The organism is uncultured Psychrobacillus sp. (genome assembly GCF_938022135.1).
Classification (GTDB): domain Bacteria; phylum Bacillota; class Bacilli; order Bacillales_A; family Planococcaceae; genus Psychrobacillus.
The window spans coordinates 26,492-46,253 of record NZ_CALIED010000076.1 but is presented as its reverse complement, the minus strand read 5'-3'; the positions used below and the strand labels follow the sequence as shown (position 1 = coordinate 46,253).

17 protein-coding genes are annotated in these 19,762 nt (G+C 36.8%); 15 read left to right on the top strand and 2 right to left on the bottom strand.

Translation table 11 applies throughout. The features are described from left to right. The 8 genes from xseB (at position 1) to spo0A (ending at position 8,702) form a co-directional block, all read left to right on the top strand. Complete coding sequence (xseB, locus tag Q0371_RS15625) at positions 1-222, top strand: exodeoxyribonuclease VII small subunit (protein WP_298472677.1); 222 nt, start codon at positions 1-3, stop codon at positions 220-222. After that, on the top strand, positions 212-1,096 hold the full coding sequence (locus Q0371_RS15620; protein WP_298472674.1) for a polyprenyl synthetase family protein: 885 nt from the start codon (positions 212-214) through the stop codon (positions 1,094-1,096). Before xseB ends, Q0371_RS15620 begins: the two co-directional genes overlap by 11 nt. A gap of 89 nt (positions 1,097-1,185) precedes the next feature. Next, a complete protein-coding gene (dxs, locus tag Q0371_RS15615; protein ID WP_251556901.1) occupies positions 1,186-3,081 on the top strand; it encodes a 1-deoxy-D-xylulose-5-phosphate synthase in 1,896 nt (631 codons plus the stop codon). Next, on the top strand, positions 3,078-3,896 hold the full coding sequence (locus Q0371_RS15610; protein WP_169358141.1) for a TlyA family RNA methyltransferase: 819 nt from the start codon (positions 3,078-3,080) through the stop codon (positions 3,894-3,896). The genes dxs and Q0371_RS15610 overlap by 4 nt, the downstream gene beginning before the upstream one ends. Before the next feature lie 98 nt (positions 3,897-3,994). Further along, positions 3,995-4,444: a transcriptional regulator ArgR gene (argR, locus tag Q0371_RS15605; protein ID WP_169358142.1), complete on the top strand. Its 450-nt coding sequence runs from the start codon at positions 3,995-3,997 to the stop codon at positions 4,442-4,444. A gap of 255 nt (positions 4,445-4,699) precedes the next feature. Then, positions 4,700-6,403: a DNA repair protein RecN gene (gene recN, locus Q0371_RS15600; protein WP_298472669.1), complete on the top strand. Its 1,704-nt coding sequence runs from the start codon at positions 4,700-4,702 to the stop codon at positions 6,401-6,403. Between the two features lie 95 nt (positions 6,404-6,498). Beyond that, entirely contained in the window at positions 6,499-7,455 is a 957-nt protein-coding gene (locus Q0371_RS15595; protein ID WP_169358144.1) for a SpoIVB peptidase S55 domain-containing protein, read from the top strand. 455 nt (positions 7,456-7,910) lie between these two features. Beyond that, complete coding sequence (gene spo0A / locus Q0371_RS15590) at positions 7,911-8,702, top strand: sporulation transcription factor Spo0A (RefSeq protein ID WP_169358145.1); 792 nt, start codon at positions 7,911-7,913, stop codon at positions 8,700-8,702. Positions 8,703-9,045: 343 nt separating this feature from the next. Here spo0A and Q0371_RS15585 read toward each other — a convergent pair whose 3' ends face one another. Continuing rightward, on the bottom strand, positions 9,046-9,588 hold the full coding sequence (locus Q0371_RS15585) for a hypothetical protein (RefSeq protein WP_298472667.1): 543 nt from the start codon (positions 9,586-9,588) through the stop codon (positions 9,046-9,048). Positions 9,589-10,220: 632 nt separating this feature from the next. Between Q0371_RS15585 and Q0371_RS15580 the strand changes: the two genes are divergently transcribed. Then, complete coding sequence (locus Q0371_RS15580; protein ID WP_298472665.1) at positions 10,221-11,708, top strand: FapA family protein; 1,488 nt, start codon at positions 10,221-10,223, stop codon at positions 11,706-11,708. Next, positions 11,701-12,426 (top strand): glycerophosphodiester phosphodiesterase family protein, encoded by a 726-nt coding sequence (locus Q0371_RS15575; protein WP_251556909.1) that lies wholly within the window; start codon positions 11,701-11,703, stop codon positions 12,424-12,426. The genes Q0371_RS15580 and Q0371_RS15575 overlap by 8 nt, the downstream gene beginning before the upstream one ends. Positions 12,427-12,634: 208 nt before the next feature. Here the strand turns inward: Q0371_RS15575 and Q0371_RS15570 are convergent, their stop codons facing one another. Next, positions 12,635-12,886, bottom strand: coding sequence for a DUF2627 domain-containing protein (locus Q0371_RS15570; protein WP_298472661.1), 252 nt, complete (start codon positions 12,884-12,886; stop codon positions 12,635-12,637). 129 nt (positions 12,887-13,015) lie between these two features. Here Q0371_RS15570 and Q0371_RS15565 point away from each other — a divergent pair, with 129 nt between their 5' ends. From Q0371_RS15565 to Q0371_RS15545, 5 genes are all read left to right on the top strand, one after another. Next, positions 13,016-15,034 carry a sigma 54-interacting transcriptional regulator gene (locus Q0371_RS15565; RefSeq protein WP_169358150.1) on the top strand — a complete coding sequence of 673 codons (2,019 nt, stop codon included), beginning with the start codon at positions 13,016-13,018 and terminating at the stop codon, positions 15,032-15,034. Positions 15,035-15,116: 82 nt separating this feature from the next. Further along, positions 15,117-16,211 (top strand): branched-chain amino acid dehydrogenase, encoded by a 1,095-nt coding sequence (gene bcd, locus Q0371_RS15560; protein ID WP_169358151.1) that lies wholly within the window; start codon positions 15,117-15,119, stop codon positions 16,209-16,211. An 86-nt stretch (positions 16,212-16,297) separates the two neighbouring features. After that, positions 16,298-17,728, top strand: a complete 1,431-nt coding sequence (lpdA, locus tag Q0371_RS15555) for a dihydrolipoyl dehydrogenase (RefSeq protein ID WP_298472654.1) — start codon at positions 16,298-16,300, stop codon at positions 17,726-17,728. 18 nt (positions 17,729-17,746) lie between these two features. After that, entirely contained in the window at positions 17,747-18,757 is a 1,011-nt protein-coding gene (locus Q0371_RS15550) for a thiamine pyrophosphate-dependent dehydrogenase E1 component subunit alpha (protein ID WP_169358153.1), read from the top strand. Beyond that, a complete protein-coding gene (locus Q0371_RS15545; RefSeq protein ID WP_169358154.1) occupies positions 18,757-19,740 on the top strand; it encodes an alpha-ketoacid dehydrogenase subunit beta in 984 nt (327 codons plus the stop codon). Before Q0371_RS15550 ends, Q0371_RS15545 begins: the two co-directional genes overlap by 1 nt. Positions 19,741-19,762: the final 22 nt, after the last annotated feature.

The following is a 19,762-nucleotide window of genomic DNA, read 5'->3' as shown; positions in this document are numbered from 1 at the left end:
ATGGCAAAAAAAGAGATTCCATTTGATGAAGCAATGCTCCAATTAGAACAAATTGTTCGTCAGCTAGAACAAGGGGATGTCCCGCTTGAAAATGCAATCGAGCTCTACCAAAAAGGGATGGAGCTATCAAAACTTTGCAGTGATAAATTACAAAGCGCTGAAAAACAGTTAGTTACCTTTATGGGGGAAAATAAAGAAGAGGTAGGGCAAAATGATGAGTAACTTACAAACATTTATTGAAACCAACCTTCCACATATTGAACTCCAGCTTGAGGCGATTATAAATGATATTACAGCTCCACATGAATTAAAAGAAGCTATGCTTTACTCTCTTAGAGCAGGCGGTAAGAGAATTAGACCGTTATACACTCTTGCTGTATTGCAAGAACTTGGAGTGGAAAATGTAGAAGCTATAAAAGTTGCCAGTACTATAGAGATGATTCATACCTATTCTTTAATACATGATGACTTACCTAGCATGGACAATGATGATTTACGCAGAGGTAAGCCTACTAACCATAAGGTTTTTGGTGAAGCTTTAGCAATTCTTGCAGGGGATGCCTTAGTAACACTAGCATTCGGCATTATAGCTAGACTCAAAGACTTGGAGCCGAGCCAAAAAGTTCGCTTGATTGATCAATTAAGTATGGCATCAGGAGCAGAAGGTATGGTAGGCGGCCAAGTTTTAGATATGCTTGGAGAAGGTAAGAGACTTTCTTTAGAAGAGTTAGAAGAGGTACATCTGAACAAAACTGGAGCATTATTATCTTATAGTATTTTAGCTGGCGGAATAATTGCCAATGCAAACGAAGATATTATGAAAGCTCTCCATCAATATTCCATCCATATTGGACTAGCTTTTCAAATTCAAGATGATATTCTAGACGTTGAAGGTACTTCTGAGCAATTAGGTAAAACTGCTGGAAAAGATATTTTAAGTGAAAAAAATACGTATCCGTCTATTTTAACTTTGGCTGGTGCTAAGGAACAATTACAGAAGCAGTATAATTTGGCCATTGAGGCGTTACATCCTGTAACACTAAACAAGGGACTTTTAGTAGAATTAGCCGACTACATAACAAAAAGATCAAAATAAATAGCGTATAATTTTGTTTTAGAAGCAAATATTGATATGATTATACCTAGCTTTATTAAAGGAAATCTAAAAGAAGGTGAGTGATGGCAATGGATTTAACTTCAATTTCTAGTCCATCCTTTTTAAAACGTTTAGACAATGAACAATTAAAGGACTTAAGTGAAGATATTCGATCGTTTTTAATAGAAAAGTTATCAGTTACAGGTGGACATATTGGACCTAACTTAGGTGTAGTTGAATTAACTGTAGCACTGCATAAAGCGTTTAATAGCCCAGATGATAAATTTCTTTGGGATGTTGGACACCAGGCATATGTTCACAAAATCTTAACAGGCCGTGCAGATCAATTCGATACGCTACGCCAATTTAAAGGACTATGTGGATTTCCTAAAATGATCGAAAGCGAGCACGATGTATGGGAGGCAGGGCATAGCTCTACTTCACTTTCTGCAGCAATGGGAATGGCAAAAGCTCGTGATATTCAAAAGAAGAAAAACTTTGTGATACCTATTATTGGTGATGGGGCTCTCACAGGTGGTATGGCTCTTGAAGCATTGAATCATATCGGTCATGAAAAAACAGACATGATTGTCATTCTAAACGATAATGAGATGTCGATTGCTCCAAACGTAGGGGCATTGCATAATGTATTGGGTAAATTGCGTACTCATGGAACGTATAACAAGGCTAAGGATGAAATTGAATCCTTGCTGAAAAAAATTCCAGCAGTTGGCGGTAAACTAGCAGGTACTGCAGAACGCTTAAAAGATTCGTTAAAGTATCTACTAGTTTCTGGAGCATTTTTTGAAGAACTAGGCTTCACTTACCTTGGACCAATTGATGGGCATAGCTTTGAAGACCTAGAAGAAAACTTGAAAAATGCGAAAAAAATGAAGGGCCCAGTCCTTATTCATGTGATTACGAAAAAAGGAAAAGGCTTCAAACCGGCTGAACAAGATAAAATAGGTACTTGGCATGGTACAGGTCCTTATAAAATGGAGACTGGTGACTTTGTGAAGTCTGCCTCTAAAGCACCTTCTTGGAGTGCACTAGTAGCCGAAACTGCAAGAAAATTAGCTCGTGAAGATAATCGTATTGTAGCAATTACTCCAGCTATGCCGGTTGGTTCTAAATTGGAAGGGTTTGCATCAGAATTCCCAGATCGAATGTTCGATGTAGGGATAGCAGAGCAGCACGCCACTACAATGGCAGCTGGAATGGCAGCTGAAGGGATGAAACCGTTATTAGTCATCTATTCTACATTCCTTCAACGAGCATATGATCAAGTTTTACACGATATTTGCCGTCAAAAGTTAAATGTCGTAATTGGTATTGACCGTTCAGGTCTAGTAGGAGCAGATGGAGAAACGCATCAAGGCGTATTTGACATTTCCTTCCTTCGACATATGCCTAATATGGTCATCATGATGCCAAAAGATGAAAATGAAGGACAACATATGGTAAAAACTGCGTTTGACTATTCTGATGGCCCAATTGCCCTTCGCTACCCTCGTGGTAATGGACTTGGCGTCCCAATGGACGAAGAGCTAACTCCTATTCCAATCGGGTCTTGGGAAGTACTAAAAGAAGGTAGTCAAGCCGTGATTCTAACATTTGGAACTACTATTCCAATGGCATTAAAGGCAGCAGACGAGCTAAGTAAATTAAATATCTCTGTAGAAGTAGTAAATGCTCGTTTTATCAAACCACTTGATGAAGCAATGCTCAAAGATATTCACTCGCGTAATATGCCTATTATTACAGTTGAAGAAAGCGCCTTGCAAGGTGGATTTGGAAGTGCTGTATTGGAATATTATAACGAACAAAATTTACAAGCTAATGTTAAAAGAATTGGTATTCCTGATATGTTTATTGAACACGGAGATGTTAATCAATTGCTCGAAGAAATTAATATTACAAGCGATAGCATAATCGATTTAGTAAAATCTACTTTAAAAGAAAGCCCAAGGTATATCTCCTCATGAGTAAGATACCAAAAGAGAGAGTAGATATACTCTTAGTAGAACAAGGGTTGTTTGAAACGAGAGAAAAAGCTAAACGTGCTATTATGGCTGGGCTTATCTACAAGAATGAAGAAAGAATAGATAAGCCGGGAGAAAAAATAGAGGTCTCTTCTGTATTAACGGTAAAGGGACAGGTTTTAAAATATGTAAGCCGTGGTGGTTTAAAGCTAGAAAAAGCAATCGAACAGTTTGATCTAGAGATTAAGGATAAAATTATGTTAGATATTGGTTCTTCTACTGGTGGATTCACAGACTGTGGACTTCAAAATGGAGTGACACATGCTTACGCATTAGATGTAGGTAGTAATCAATTGGCTTGGAAAATCAGGCAGGACCCACGAGTATCGGTAATGGAAAAAACAAATTTCCGTTATTCTACGCCTGCTGATTTCCAAGAGGGCTTACCGTCGTTTGCTTCTATCGATGTTTCTTTTATATCCCTTAAGCTTATCTTCCCAACTTTAAAGACAATCATCGTTCCAAACGGAGATGTGATTGCTTTAGTTAAGCCACAGTTTGAAGCTGGAAAAGAGCGAGTTGGTAAAAAGGGTGTAGTGAGAGATAAGGCAGTGCATATAGATGTACTCAACGATATAGCAAATTTTGCCGAAAGCCAAGGCTTCCAATTGAAAAATGTTTCTTATTCACCTATTACTGGTGGTGAAGGTAATATAGAATTTCTATTCCATTTAGTTAGTGTAAATCCTGAAGAAGTTCTCCCTCATACATTCGACTTTGAAAAGCTTGTCAATGAGGCACATAATTTATTAAAATAATTCGCGACTCCCCAAGAGTCGCGTTTTTTCTTGTTACTTTTGCAATGTAATGCTAAGGTATAATTAAAACAGTATATTTATACAGCAAGGAGCTCATTATGAATAAAGGACAACGGCATATTCGTATTAGGGATATAATAGCGAATTATGAAATTGAAACACAGGATGATTTAGTCGATCATTTAAAAAATGCTGGGGTTAACGTTACTCAGGCTACGGTATCCAGAGATATAAAGGAACTACATTTAGTAAAGGTGCCCTTACCAAATGGTAACTATAAGTACAGTTTGCCTGCAGACCAACGATTTAATCCTATGCAAAAGCTGCATAGAGCATTAACAGATGCCTTTGTTAGTATCGATGGAGCAAGTCATTTTTTAGTTATGAAAACTTTACCAGGTAATGCTCATGCGATTGGCTCGCTAATCGATTATTTGGATTGGGAAGAGATATTGGGGACTATTTGTGGTGACGACACGTGCTTAATCATTTGTAGAACAGAAGAAGATAGTCAAACTTTAAAAAATCGTTTACTGGAAATGCTGTAATATCCAATGGCTTCATGTGTAATGCTGGAATTCCGGTTGTTTTGTCAAAAATGAACAGCTATCAAAAGTGTAATCATTGATCAGCACGGCCGCTTTCCGTGGCGTAAGAGGTCTTAAGAGCGTAGGTGTGATGTCTTACTAGTCATGGATTCGAGGTCTGCGTGCTACCATCTTAAACGGTGTTAAATCTAAATGTGTATACAAATGAAATGAAATACCTAAAACGATACAGATTTTTTAAACAGAGGTGATATTTTGTTAAAAGAACTTTCCATTAAAAACTTTGCTATTATAGACGAGCTATCAGTTGGTTTCGACGAAGGACTAACTGTATTAACTGGTGAGACTGGTGCTGGTAAATCCATTATTATAGATGCGGTTCATTTACTCTGTGGAGGTAGAGGCTCACAGGAATTTATTCGACATGGAGCACGAAAAGCTGAACTGGAAGGGTTATTCATCATAACAGATCCACAACATAGTGTTTTTAAGAAAATGTTTGACGTTGGTATAGATGTCGACGACGAAACTATTATTCTCCGAAGAGATTTAAACGATTCTGGAAAAAGTGTCTGTAGAGTTAATGGGAAATTAGTTACTATAGGCATTTTAAGAGAGATCGGTGCTAGTTTAATAGATATTCATGGCCAACATGAAAGCCAAGAACTTATGGATGACAAAGCACATATTCATTTACTAGACCAGTTTGCTGGAGAAGACTTAAAGGTAGTAAAAGAAAATTATAAAGAATTGTTCCATAAATATAAAAAATGGAAAAAAGAACTTGCGACACTGACGGAAAACGAACAACAAATAGCGCACAAAATAGATTTGTACACTTTTCAAGTAGAGGAAATAGCGGAAGCACAGTTGAAAAGTGGAGAAGAAGAATTGCTCCAAAATGAAAAAAAGAAATTATTAAACTTTCATAAGGTATTCGACAAGATGAGTAATTCCTATGAAGCTATTTTAGGAGAATCTAAAGGATTAGATTATATAGGAACTGCAATGTCTGATTTAATGGATATATCCGATGTTGATGATAATATGAAGGAGTTAAGCGAAAGCGTATCTTCTGCTTTTTATATATTACAGGATGCCGCCCACCAGCTTAAAAATGAGCTGGATGAGATGGAATATGATAGCAATCAGCTGCTTGAGGTGGAAGAGAGACTTGCAACTATTCAAACGTTAAAGAGAAAATATGGCTCATCCATTGAAGAAATTTTAGAATACAAAGATCAAATTCAGCATAGCCTAAGCCAATTAGTCAATCGAGATGAACAGATTCAAAAAATGGGTGAAAAAATCAAGCAAATTGAAATTGATCTCCAGCTAGAAGCAAATGAACTGACCGTAAAACGTAAAATTGCTGCTGAAAAGTTAAGTAAAGCAATTATGGAGCAGCTTAAAGAGTTATATATGGAAAAAGCTACTTTTTCAGTTATGTTTCACGAGCAGTCTAACCAAACGTATAATGAAGATGGCTTAGATGACTTGTCATTTTACATTTCTACAAATGTGGGAGAGCCATTAAAAGCATTAACGAAAATAGCGTCCGGAGGAGAACTTTCTCGTATGATGTTGGCCCTAAAAAGCATTTTTTCAAAACATCAAGGGATTACTTCCATCATTTTCGATGAAGTAGATACAGGAGTTAGCGGACGTGTTGCTCAGGCCATAGCGGAGAAAATAGCTGGCATTGCTACGAATTCTCAGGTTTTGTGCATTTCTCATCTTTCTCAGGTTGCAGCAATGGCAGATCAGCATTTGTTAATCCGAAAAGAAGTGACTGGAAACAGAACATATACATTATTGGAGGAAATAACAGACAATAAACGAGCTGAGGAATTGAGCCGAATGATGTCAGGTACCGAAATAACTACGACCACATTAAAACACTCCAAAGAATTATTAAAAATTGCAAATGAACGTAAAAAAATATTAAGAAACTCCTGAAGACCTGTAACTTTTGGGTCTTCTTTTTTTATCAATTATTTACCTCACATAGAGTTCACAGCAAAGGACATAGTAAGATGTATGGGAGGTGAAATATGAAAAAAAGCTATCGAATTTGGTCGCTTTTGCCAATACTTTTCTTTACTTTGTTCTTTCTAAGCACCACTGCATTCGCTTCAAAAATAACAGTTGTTCCACTTGGGCAATCTATTCAGATCGACCTCCAGTATGGATCTGTGTTTCTTAATCACGATGTGTTGTTAGAAGATGACTATTGGCTAAAATCTGGTGATGCAATTCATCAAATAAATGACCAAACGGTATCTAACATTGATGATTTAAAAAGGCAATTAAAAAATAAGAAACAAATTATTATCCAGTATGAGCGAGATAAAAAAATGTATACGAAAGATATTACGCCAGATCAAATGATGAAATTATTCCCTTTCTTGCGAGATGCAACTGAAGGAATAGGAACGCTCACTTATTATGACCCAGAAACAAATGAATTTGGTGCACTTGGGCATCAAATAGTAGACCATTCTTCTGGCGTTACTCCAAAATTCTCAGAAGGCTCTATTTATTTGTCTTCCATTCAACAAATCAAAAAAAGTATTCCAGGAAAACCTGGGTATAAGATTACTTCGCATGAAAACAACACTCCACCTATAGGGGGAGTAAATGAAAATAATGTTTATGGGGTTTTTGGCAAGCTAGAAAACAAAGCATTAGCAAATATACCGATGCAACAAATGTCAGTTGCAGAAAAAGAAGAAATAACGACAGGTAAAGCAATTATGCGAACATCAATCGATGGTGAGAAAGTGCAGGACTTTACAATAAATATCTCATCTGTGGAAGGACATCTATTTCAGTTTACGGTAACTGATTCCCAGCTCATTAAAAGGACTGGTGGTATTCTTCAAGGCATGAGTGGAAGCCCAATTCTTCAAGCTGACAAAATAATTGGGGTTGTTACTCATATGTACGTGGATAAACCAAAAAACGGGGCTGCTTTAGCTATAACAGAGATGATGAAGAAAAATCCATGATTTTATGAAGGCTACATCCATTTGGGTGTAGCCTTTTGTAATTGCTTAGCAAATTATAAAATAAATTCTGAAAACCTATGGATAAAAAAACATAGGCGGCTTGCGCTTTTCTATTTTGTCTAGCGCAAGCAGCCTTGCCCCTCGGGGTCAAATGGATAAAAGGTGCTCCTGCGCAAGCTTGTCGCAAACAAGAGCGTTTGTGGTGGCTGAGGGACTGCCTCCTCGCTTTTTCTCATTTGCCTGTCGGGGCAGAAATAGGCGCTTGCGCTTTTCTTGTATAAAAGCTTAAAATGTAAATAACTATAATTCGACAAATGAGAAGAAAAGATTTACAATTTGTCATAATACCTCGGAATCGTAATAGGAAAGAATCATTTTGAAAATTAATAAAGGAAGTAGGGAAAAATTAGCGAATAGTAATTATGTAAAAACTTACAAAAGGTGGATGAATTTTAATGGAGAAAATAAAAGTAGCAATAGTCGATGATAACAAAGATCTAATACGGACAATGGACTCATATTTTGAACAACACCCTGAAATTGAAGTTATTGGTACCGCTTATAATGGGAAATTATGTTTGGAAATGTTAGAAAATATTAAACCAGATGTTTTATTGTTAGATATAATCATGCCACATCTTGATGGAATTGCTGTATTAGACTCACTCCAAAAAAATGATAAGCTAAAGGGATTACAGGTTATTATGTTAACTGCTTTTGGCCAGGAAGATGTGATGAAACAAGCAGTGGACTTAGGTGCCTCTTATTTTATGCTAAAGCCTTTTGAATTTGACCGTCTTGTAACACAGATTATTCAAGTCGCTGGAAGACAGGGATCCATGCAGGAAGCGCCAGTTAAGTCAAACCCGGAAAAAGAAGCTTTACAAAACAAGCGAATGATTGATAATACCATTACAAATGTTATTAAAGAAATGGGTGTTCCCGCGCATATTAAAGGATATTCCTATCTCCGAGAAGCAATTCAAATGGTGTATTCAGATATTGAGCTGCTTGGATCAATTACGAAAGTTTTATATCCTGAGATAGCAAAGAAATTCCAAACAACACCTTCACGTGTAGAACGCGCTATTCGTCATGCCATTGAAGTAGCATGGAACAGAGGTAACTATGAAACTATTTCTAAAATGTTTGGATATACTGTCCATCACTTAAAATCTAAACCTACTAATAGTGAATTCATCGCGATGATCGCAGATAAAATTCGCATGGAGAACATGGCTAGCTGAAAGGGTTAGGAATCACGGTTTGACGGGATGTACAAACCAACCAACTTCTGAAATATTAACTTGATCTGTACTTCAAATCCTATAAACTAATATCAACAAAGCCAACGAATTATTTGATTCGCTGGTTTTTTTGTATTTTTAAAAAAAGGACGAAAAATATGAAAATCACAGAATTAGAATTTTATTTGGAAGATTTTCTGACGTAGTAAAGAACTAATCTATTTGAAGGATGAGTTTTTATTTGATTCTCCCTAAAAGGTGAAGTTTAAAAATCATACCTCTGATAATACCTTCCATTTTTAAAAAAACACCACAAAGGTAAGACCTTTGCAGTGTCAATTTATCATTTCCAATAGAATGGTGGAAATCCACACTCTTTATATATTTCATTGTAATCAGCAAAACAATATTCACCAAATTCATCTAGATCTTTATATTCATCTAGGACTTTTCTAAGTTCTACAAAAAGTTCCTTATCAACTTCAACAAATGAATCTTCAAATCGTTTTTGAATATCCAACTTTATTAAAAACCTTATCAAGTCCTCATATAGTAACGGATAATCTTTTTTTATACTTTCTTTATTTTCTAAGAATGATTTAATGTAATCTTCGAAAAGATAAATTTTATTTGAATCAGCATATCCATATTCTTCTCTTTCTTTAAGTGGTGCGAAGACAGTACCCGTTCCCTGCCACGTTTTTCCAATACCAGACCAAAAGATAATAAGAGAACACTTACGTAATTCGGGATCAGGATGATTAAAATATTTAAAGTAATCGTCATAATATTCGTGTCTCCATTGTCCGTGCATATCAAATAAATAATTACCTTCTTCAATACCTCGTAATACCTTTTTAGCTTTTTCAATTGGAGTTAGTGACATTGGGATTCTTCCTCTCGTCTTCAATATTTAGGTAAATTAAGGGAATATTATTATAACATAATCATACTTGGTGTCACCTTATTGGGCTGACTTCTTATATATAACCTGTAATTTTTTTGCCATCTATAGTTGAGAAGGCAGTTTTACTTCTGCATAACTCATGTGATCAAAAATATGACAATATCATAGGAGTCCAAGTGTACATATCTAAACCTACTAATAATGAATTCATCGCGATGATCGTTGATAGTATTATGGATATTTCCGTAGAAATAGATACTTTTTTTGGCTAAAATGAAAATAATTCATAATTGAAAATTATTGTGATAAAATGAGATTAACTAACTAATTTCCAGAAAATTCATGGTATTATCCGACTTAATCATATATATTAAATAAGTATAATGATTTGTTTTTCGAATAGTCATTAAGACTCAGGTGATTTTAAAAGTAAGTGTCTTTCATCTGAATTTAAATCTCAAATTTAAGGGAGTCATTTCAAAATACATGAAGTAAGTAGTTAAGATAATATGGAATGGGTGAGAAACTTGATAATAGAAGATAATGATCATATAACCTTGTCTGTAAAGGATGGTAAGGTTTTTCTTTTTACAAAAAGAGAAGGCTACAGTTTGAAAAAATTTGAAGAATATCCTCGAAAAAATCCTCGGTTTAAAGTTACAAGCTTTATGACATTAAAAAAAGCACTCTCGGCTAAGTCTACGGAACCAATAGAAATCGGAAATTGGATTGATTTGGTTGAGTTAGATGTTAGCTTAGACTATATGCAGGCACTTATAACCGTTAATGAATCAAAAAGCTATATTGAAGAAAATATAATAGAAGTACAATCTCAAATACATATTGCATTAGAAAAAAATAATATTACATATGGCAAAAAAAACATAGATATATTGTCTTTAAAACCCGGAAAACCGTTCATTATTGCTCAAGGTACACCATCTCAGAAAGGTTTAGATGCACAAGTAAGCTATTTAGCGCAGGCTGAAAAAAAACCGGTTATTAATGAAGATGGTAAAGCAGATTATTTTGATATGAATTTTTTAAAAGAAATCCATGAGGGCTCATGGTTAGGAGAGAAAATACCCGCTAAAGAAGGGGTGGATGGGACGAATGTATATGGGGAAACTGTTAAAGCAGCTCCTGGAGACGATATCACCCTTAAATATGATCCCAAGACAGCCTACGAAATAGAGGAGGGAGGAAAAATTGTACTTCGCTCGAAAACAAAAGGTGTAATAGGAGAAGTAAATGGGGTTCTCTCTGTATTAAAGCATTTGGTAGTTGACGGAGATGTCGGTATAGAAACAGGAAATTTGAAATTCGATGGATCAATTCAAGTGAAAGGCACTGTAATGGCTGGCTATTCAGTAATTGCTTCTGGAGATGTGTCTATTGAAGGGAAAGATGGCGTTAATTCAGCTGAACTGATCAAGTCTGCTGAAGGAGATGTCTTTATAAAAGGAGGCATTTTCGGACGGGGAGTAACAAAGGTGGAAGCTCATAATAATATATATCTTAAACATGCAAATGAATGTACATTAGACGCAAAGGAAAATATACATATCGGTTTCTATGCCCTTGGTGTTTCTATGTTTGCCAATGAAATTATATTGGACGAACGTAAGGGGAAGATTATTGGTGGAAAAGCTGTGGCAGTTCATTCGATTACTACTGCATATAGTAGTAATAGTATGGAAAGGAAGACAGAGTTAATTGTACAGGGGATCGATCGAAAAATTTTAACTGAAAATGCAAAGATGCTAGCAGAAAAAATAGTACAGCATCAAGAAGAATCGACTAAATTAAACTATCAAATCAGTCAGCTAGGTCAGTTCAAAGGCAAAATGACAACGCAACAAAATGGAATGTATGAACAGGTTAAACAAAAATATAATCTGCTACAGCAAGAAATGAAAGAAGCTGATAAGGAAATCCAACGAATTTTAAGGATGTTAAGAAGTAAAGCGGAATACTATGTGAATGTTACAAAAGAAGCTAATCCGGGTACCTATATACAAATAGGTAATAAATCTACCTTCGTAGCAAGTACTACAAAAGGAAAATTTAAGTTAGAAAATGGGGAGTTAAATGTCTAATATACCTGTATACGCTCATAGAGGTGGAGCGACAAAGTATGTAGAGAATTCTTTAAAGTCTTTTGAAGCTGCAAGTAAAATAGGTGTAGATGGTATTGAAATGGACCTACAGCTTTCAGCAGATGGAATTGCTTTCGTGACCCATGATATAGACTTTTTTAGACTAGCTGGTATCAATAAAAGAATCACTGATATGGCAGCGGAGGAAATTCTTAAGCTAAAGCTCGGGAAAACAATTGTGCGCAGATTTTTATATTCACGAGTGTTGAGCTTAGAGGATTTTCTTACATTTTTTAAGCAAACAAATATGAAGTTAAACGTGGAATTCAAGGAATCCTTTCTTGGCAAAACCGAAAAAATTGAAGAGGTTGTCTATAAGACCGAGGCTATTAAGGATGTGCATTATTCTTCCTTTGAAGAAAGCATTCTAGAAGTTATTCAAAGAATGCCTATAAAAACAAAAACAGCTTTCATTGGTAAAAAGAGTTCTAGTTGGGATCAGATATTGTCTAACCGGAACTATGAGGCAATACATCTTAACAAAAAGTTTTACGGGACTGACCTGATGAACAAGATTTGGGATGCCGGATTTCCCATGCGTTTTTATAACATTAAGGGTACCGAGAAATATTTGATAAATCCTCATGAGGCGGTTATTGGCTGGATCACGGATTATCCAAGGAAAGTAATCGAACAGCAAAATCGGACCAAAAGATAAATAACTTTGCAAAAATGAGTATTGAACTCGTTATACTATGTCGAATAAGGGTGAATGCCCCAAATATGAGCTCTTTAAGCAAAAAAAGACACTCTCTGTTCATTTTGGACAGAGAGTGTCTTTTTTTTAACGTTATTTTTTTATTTGATACTTCATCAATAGATAAAGACTAGCTGTGGACACTGATCAGGCTATTTGAGTGCGTTAATTATAAGTCATTGTCCTTTTTCTTTTGAAATCGTGGAGCAACTTTTCCATTTTTTCTATCTCTATTGAGTAGAAATCCTGCGAAAAATCCTAAACCTAAAACTGTAAATAGAAAACCACAAATAAACTGTACCGCTAATCCACCAAGTGGAAGTATTTGTAGACCAAAAAATGTATCTCTCATCAGTTTGATTCCAAATGCTGCTAAAATTCCAGGTATTAATAATACGATTAAAGCCAATAAACGAGCCACTTTTTTCACTCCTGTTCTCTACTATTTTAATTTTACATCCAAGTTTAGGATTGTCAATGTCAGAAAGTTACGGTATGATATAGAAGAAATGCAATAAGTTGCAGAAAAAAAGTGGGGGTGTGCATATTTTTGCAAAACATACTCATTGTAGGTGCTGGTAACGGTGGATATGCACTTCTCAAATTAATAGAGCAGGCAGATTACCTTCAGGTTACTGCTATTGTTGATATTAATGATGAGGCTCCTGGAATGATCTACGCTAAACAACAAAATATACCAACCTATTCAGAATGGAAAAGCTTGTTAAGCAATGATATTCAAATCATTATTGATGTGACTGGTCGAAAGGAAGTTTTCTATGAATTACTTCAAAATAGGCCGGCTACAGCTGTACTGATTCCTGGCGAGATAGCCAACTTAATCGTTACATTAATAGAAGAGAAAAACAAATATATTCAAATTATTGATCAGAAAAAAGCATTACAGGAACTCATTTTTAATTCTATTGAAGAAGGAATGATTGGCATTAATAGCCAAGGTATTGTTAACTTTTTCAATAAGAGTGCCGAAAGAATGACCTCAATTCTTGTTGAGGATGCTCTAGGTAAGCATGTAGCAGATGTAATCTCTTTAAGTGAATTACCGAGAATATTTGAAACTGGCAAGATTGAGCTTCACAAAGAACTTACTCTTGAAAGCGGTACCAAAATAGTCACTTCTCGATACCCGATGGTAAACGAAGAAGGAAAAAGAATTGGTGCTTTTGCGGTTTTTAAGGATATCTCTGAGGTCGTTCGTCTTGCAGAGGAAGTTACTAACCTTACGGAAATTCAAAAAATGCTCGAGGCTATCATTTACTCAAGTGATGATGCAATTTCGGTAGTGGATGAAGAAGGAAAAGGTATATTGATAAATCCCGCATACACTCGTATCACTGGATTTAGTGAAGAAGAGGTAATAGGAAAGCCGGCTACTGCCGACATTTCGGAGGGCGAAAGTATACATTTAAAGGTCCTTCAATCTAAAAAACCTATTAGAGGTGTCAATCTTCGAGTTGGAAAACAAGAAAAGGACGTTATTGTTAATGTAGCTCCAATTATTGTGAATAACCAGTTAAAGGGTAGTGTCGGTGTTATTCACGATATGACTGAAATGCGAGGTTTAATGAAGGAATTAGATCGCGCAAGAACTATTATCAGAACACTAGAATCAACTTATTCATTTGAAGACATAGTCGGGACTTCAGATGAGATTAATTTAGCAATAGAACAAGCTAAACTAGCAGCTAACGTTCCAATTACCGTCCTTTTAAGGGGAGAGGTCGGTGCAGGAAAGGATTTGTTTGCTCATGCCATTCATGGAGAAAGTGGGCGTTCAAGCTATCCTTTTATCCGAGTTAATTGCAGTTCTTTAGAGGAACATCTTTTAGAACGTGAATTATTTGGATATGAGGAAGATGGCATCAAATATCCTGGTAAATTAGAAGAAGCATATAAAGGCACGGTTTTCTTAGATGAAGTTGGTGAGTTGACTAAGAAAACTCAAGCTAAGCTCCTACAGGTTTTGCGAGATAATATTATCATACCTATCGGGGCCACAACCCCGAAGCAGGTTGATGTTCGTATCATTGCTGCAAGTAGTCTTAACTTGGAAAAGGCAATGAGAGATGGCACCTTTAGGGAGGATTTCTATTTTCAGTTAAATAGAATGCCGATTTATATACCTTCTTTACGACAAAGAAAAAAGGATATTCCGCTTCTTGCAGAACGATTGCTCGTTAAACTTAACCAAGAGTTTGGGAGAAACATTGAAGGATTTTCAGAGGAAGCTCTCGAAACCTTATGTCTTTACGATTGGCCAGGTAATGTCAGAGAGTTAGAGAATATTATTAGCCGCTCCATGATTTTTCTTCAATCGAATGAACGATTAGTAGATGAACAGCATTTACCAAAATCGATGCTCCAGTTGTCACAAGGGGAGGATGAAGATTCGATTGCTCCACTTGCGGACCAAATGGATGAAATGGAGAAAAGAGTACTCGCCCAAGCGCTTAAAATTTGCGATGGCAATAAGTCACAAGCAGCTAAAAAGTTAAGTATTTCTCTTCGCTCATTATATTACAAGCTAGAAAAACACAATCTGGTGTAAAAGGAAAGTGTTCACGTAAATAGGGGTATTTACTATAAATCATTTATACAAGCACCAATTTAACTACTAGGAGGAACTACAAATGGAAATCTTTAAATATATGGAAACTTATGATTATGAACAATTAGTATTTTGCCAAGACAAAACTTCAGGACTTAAAGCGATTATTGCTATTCATGACACTACATTAGGACCGGCTCTTGGTGGTACTCGTATGTGGAATTATGCTTCGGAAGAAGAAGCAATTGAGGATGCTCTTCGTCTTGCTAAAGGTATGACTTATAAAAATGCGGCAGCAGGACTTAATCTTGGTGGAGGAAAAACTGTAATTATTGGTGATCCATTAAAAGATAAAAATGAAGAAATGTTCCGTGCATTTGGACGTTTCATCCAAGGGTTAAATGGTCGTTATATTACAGCTGAAGATGTAGGTACTACAGTTGCAGATATGGACCTTATCCATGAAGAAACTAACTACGTAACTGGTATATCAGAGGCGTTTGGTTCTTCAGGTAACCCATCTCCAGTAACAGCTTATGGTGTTTACGTTGGGATGAAGGCTGCAGCTAAAGAAGCATTTGGTTCTGATTCATTAGAAGGAAAAACAATTGCCGTACAAGGTGTTGGGAATGTGGCTTATACGCTATGTGAATACCTACATGAAGAAGGCGCAAAGTTAATCGTTGCTGATATTAACCAAAAATCAGTGGATCGTGCAGTAGAAGCTTTCGGTGCAGTACAAGTCGGTACAGATGAAATTTACTCACAGGACGTAGATATCTTTGCTCCTTGTGCACTTGGAGCAATTATTAACGACGCTACGATTCCACAGTTGAAAGCTAAAGTAATTGCTGGTTCAGCTAACAACCAATTGAAAGATACAACACATGGCGACATGATTCATGAAATGGGTATCGTTTATGCACCAGATTATGTTATTAACTCTGGTGGAGTGATCAATGTAGCAGATGAATTATATGGTTACAACCATGACCGTGCGATGAAACGCGTGGCAGGTATCTATGACAAAATTGAACGTATTTTTGAAATTTCAAAACGTGACGGGATTCCAACTTATGTTGCTGCTGACCGTTTAGCTGAAGAGCGTATCGCGCGTGTAAGCAAATCTCGTAGTCAATTTCTACAAAACGGAAAACATATTTTAAATGGCCGTTAATCAATAATTATATCCTAGCAGCAAATTGGCCGACTTTATAGATTCCTTGTAAAGCCGGCCTTCTTATTTGGAAGGAGACGATTCATTTGGCAAAAGAATACGAAGTAGTAATTATTGGTGGAGGAACTGGTGGGTATGTAGCTGCCATTCGCTCAGCTCAACTAGGTTTAAAAACAGCAATTGTTGAAAAAGGCAAACTAGGTGGTACATGTTTACATAAAGGCTGTATCCCAAGTAAAGCATTACTTCGAAGTGCCGAGGTTTTTTCTACTACTAAAAATCATGCAGCCGACTTTGGTGTAAATACAAGTGAAGTAACATTAGATTTTAGTAGAGTGCAAGCCCGAAAGGAATCCATTGTGGACCAATTATTCCAAGGAGTTCAGGGGTTGATGAAAAAAGGCAAGATTGATGTGTATGAAGGAACAGGCAGAATGCTCGGGCCATCTATTTTCTCTCCGTCTCCTGGGGGGACCGTCTCGGTTGAGATGAACAATGGTGAAGAAAATGAAATGCTTATCCCGAAAAATGTAGTCATTGCCACTGGTTCACGCCCTCGCTCTTTGCCAGGTTTGTCAATAGATGGATCTCTAGTGATGACTTCGGATGAAGCGTTAGTAATGACAGAGCTACCTAAGTCTATTCTCATAGTTGGTGGAGGAGTAATCGGTATAGAATGGGCTTCCATGCTAAACGACTTTGGAGTAGAAGTAACAGTAATCGAATACGCTGATCGAATTATTCCTACGGAAGACAAAGATATTTCTAAAGAAATGCAAAAGCTTCTAGGGAAAAAGGGGATCACATTTGCAACAAATGCAAAAGTACTTCCAGATACTTTAGATACAGCAGACAACGTAGTTACAATATCTGCTGAAGTTAATGGGGAAACTCAATCATTTACTGCTGAGAAAATGCTTGTATCTGTTGGTAGACAAGCAAACACAGAAGGTATTGGTATAGAAAATACAGATATCGTGATTGAAAATGGATTTATTCAGGTTTCTGACACATTTCAAACAAAAGAATCTCATATATATGCAATTGGCGATGTAATTGGTGGACTTCAATTGGCACATGTAGCAAGCCATGAGGGGATTACAGCGATAGAGCATATTGCTGGAGAAGACATAATTCCAATGGATTACAATCTTGTATCTCGCTGTATTTATGCAAGTCCTGAAAGCTCAAGTGTTGGAATTACAGAGCAACAGGCAAAAGAAAAGGGATTTGATGTAAAAGTAGGCAAGTTCTCTTTTAAAGCAATTGGTAAGGCTCTTGTATACGGTGAATCGGATGGCTTTGTTAAAATTGTGGCAGATAAGGCAACCAATGATATTTTAGGAGTTCATATGATTGGACCTCACGTCACAGATATGATTTCAGAAGCTGGTTTGGCTATGGTTCTAGATGCTACTCCTTGGGAAATGGCACATACAATTCATCCACATCCAACCTTAAGTGAAATAATGGGAGAAGCAGCGTTAGCTGTTGATGGTAAAGCGATTCATATGTAAAAAAAGGGGGATCTCTATATGACAAACAATCGTCATAAGGAATTAGGGTTATCAAATGAAGATGTATTAAAAATGTTCGAGACGATGTTAATGGCGCGCCGTATTGATGAGCGTATGTGGCTGTTAAACCGTGCAGGTAAAATTCCATTCGTTATCTCTTGTCAGGGACAAGAGGCAGCTCAGGTAGGGGCGGCATTTGCTTTAGATAATACAAAGGATTATATCGCTCCTTACTATCGAGATATGGGGGTAGTTTTACATTTCGGTATGACTCCAAAAGATTTAATGCTATCAGCATTTGCTAAAGCAGAGGATCCAAACTCTGGCGGTCGTCAAATGCCAGGACATTTTGGGCAAAAGAAAAATCGTATTTTAACAGGCTCATCACCAGTTACAACGCAGCTACCTCATGCTGTTGGTGTTGCTTTAGCTGCCAAGATTGAAAAGAAAGACTTCATTACCTTTGTTACATTAGGAGAAGGTTCATCTAACCAAGGAGATTTCCATGAAGGCTTAAATTTTGCAGGAGTACATCAATTACCTTGTATAACAATGGTGGAAAACAATAAATATGCGATATCAGTTCCTTTTGAGCGTCAGGTTGCTAGTAAAAATGTTGCAGACCGTGCGAGTAGCTACGGAATGCCAGGCGTAACGGTGGATGGTAAAGATCCAATCGAGGTATACAGAGTAGTAAAAGAAGCTGCTGACCGCGCAAGAAACGGAGAAGGACCAAGTCTTATAGAAGCCGTTACTTACCGTTTGACAGCTCATTCATCAGATGACGATGATAGACAATACCGTACGGCAGAAGACATTGCAGAAGGAAAAGCTTTAGATCCTATTATTACATTTGCAAAGTATTTAAGAGATTTAGATATTCTTTCTACCGATTTAGAAAAAGAGATCAATGACCGCATTATGAAGGAAGTAAATGAGGCAACTGATTATGCAGAGGCTGCACCATATGCTGCTCCAGAAGATGCATTAAAACATGTTTATGCTGAAAAAGACGGGGGGAACGCATAATGGCAATCATGTCTTATATTGATGCAATAACACTTGCAATGAAGGAAGAAATGACCCGCGATGAGCGCGTTTTCGTTCTTGGGGAAGATGTTGGTCGTAAGGGTGGCGTGTTCAAAGCAACAAACGGACTTTACGATGAATTCGGTGAATATAGAGTGTTAGATACACCACTTGCAGAATCAGCTATTGCGGGTGTAGGAATCGGAGCTGCCATGTATGGTCTTCGTCCAATCGCAGAAATGCAATTTGCAGATTTTATCATGCCTGCAGTTAACCAAATTATCTCGGAGGCATCTCGTATTCGCTACCGCTCTAACAATGACTGGACTTGTCCAATCGTATTTCGTGCTCCTTTTGGTGGGGGTATTCATGGTGCTCTCTATCACTCTCAATCTGTAGAGGCTATCTTTGCTAACCAGCCAGGTCTAAAAATAGTTATTCCTTCTACTCCGTATGATGCGAAAGGATTGTTAAAAGCAGCTATTCGTGATGAGGACCCGGTTATGTTTTTTGAACACAAGCGTGCTTATCGCCTTATTAAAGGAGAAGTTCCGGACGACGATTATACGATTGAAATTGGTAAGGCAGACGTAAAGCGTGAAGGGGAAGATATTACGGTTATTACTTATGGATTAGCTGTCCATTTCGCACTTCAAGCTGCAGAACGCTTAGAAAAAGACGGTATTTCAGCTCATATTTTAGATTTACGTACAATTTACCCGTTAGACAAAGACTCAATTATAGAAGCTGCTTCTAAAACAGGTAAAGTATTACTTGTAACGGAGGATAACAAAGAAGGTAGTATTATTAGTGAGGTAGCAGCGATTATTGCAGAAAATTGCTTGTTTGACTTAGATGCTCCGATTATGCGCCTTGCAGGTCCTGATGTTCCAGCTATGCCATATGCGCCTACCATGGAAAAATTCTTTATGATTAATCCAGACAAAGTCGAAAAAGCAATGCGTGAGCTGGCGGAATATTAAGCTAATGGAAAAACGCCTAAGC

Excerpts from the sequence above, each read along its gene's own strand:
- Q0371_RS15550 (WP_169358153.1), top strand. The coding sequence starts at position 17,747 with ATGACAAACAATCGTCATAAGGAATTAGGGTTATCAAATGAAGATGTA.
- Q0371_RS15595 (WP_169358144.1), top strand. The coding sequence starts at position 6,499 with ATGAAAAAAAGCTATCGAATTTGGTCGCTTTTGCCAATACTTTTCTTT.
- Q0371_RS15620 (WP_298472674.1), top strand. The coding sequence starts at position 212 with ATGATGAGTAACTTACAAACATTTATTGAAACCAACCTTCCACATATT.
- Q0371_RS15585 (WP_298472667.1), bottom strand. The coding sequence starts at position 9,588 with ATGTCACTAACTCCAATTGAAAAAGCTAAAAAGGTATTACGAGGTATT.
- Q0371_RS15575 (WP_251556909.1), top strand. The coding sequence starts at position 11,701 with ATGTCTAATATACCTGTATACGCTCATAGAGGTGGAGCGACAAAGTAT.
- bcd (WP_169358151.1), top strand. The coding sequence starts at position 15,117 with ATGGAAATCTTTAAATATATGGAAACTTATGATTATGAACAATTAGTA.
- Q0371_RS15610 (WP_169358141.1), top strand. The coding sequence starts at position 3,078 with ATGAGTAAGATACCAAAAGAGAGAGTAGATATACTCTTAGTAGAACAA.
- dxs (WP_251556901.1), top strand. The coding sequence starts at position 1,186 with ATGGATTTAACTTCAATTTCTAGTCCATCCTTTTTAAAACGTTTAGAC.
- xseB (WP_298472677.1), top strand. The coding sequence starts at position 1 with ATGGCAAAAAAAGAGATTCCATTTGATGAAGCAATGCTCCAATTAGAA.
- Q0371_RS15545 (WP_169358154.1), top strand. The coding sequence starts at position 18,757 with ATGGCAATCATGTCTTATATTGATGCAATAACACTTGCAATGAAGGAA.
- spo0A (WP_169358145.1), top strand. The coding sequence starts at position 7,911 with ATGGAGAAAATAAAAGTAGCAATAGTCGATGATAACAAAGATCTAATA.
- argR (WP_169358142.1), top strand. The coding sequence starts at position 3,995 with ATGAATAAAGGACAACGGCATATTCGTATTAGGGATATAATAGCGAAT.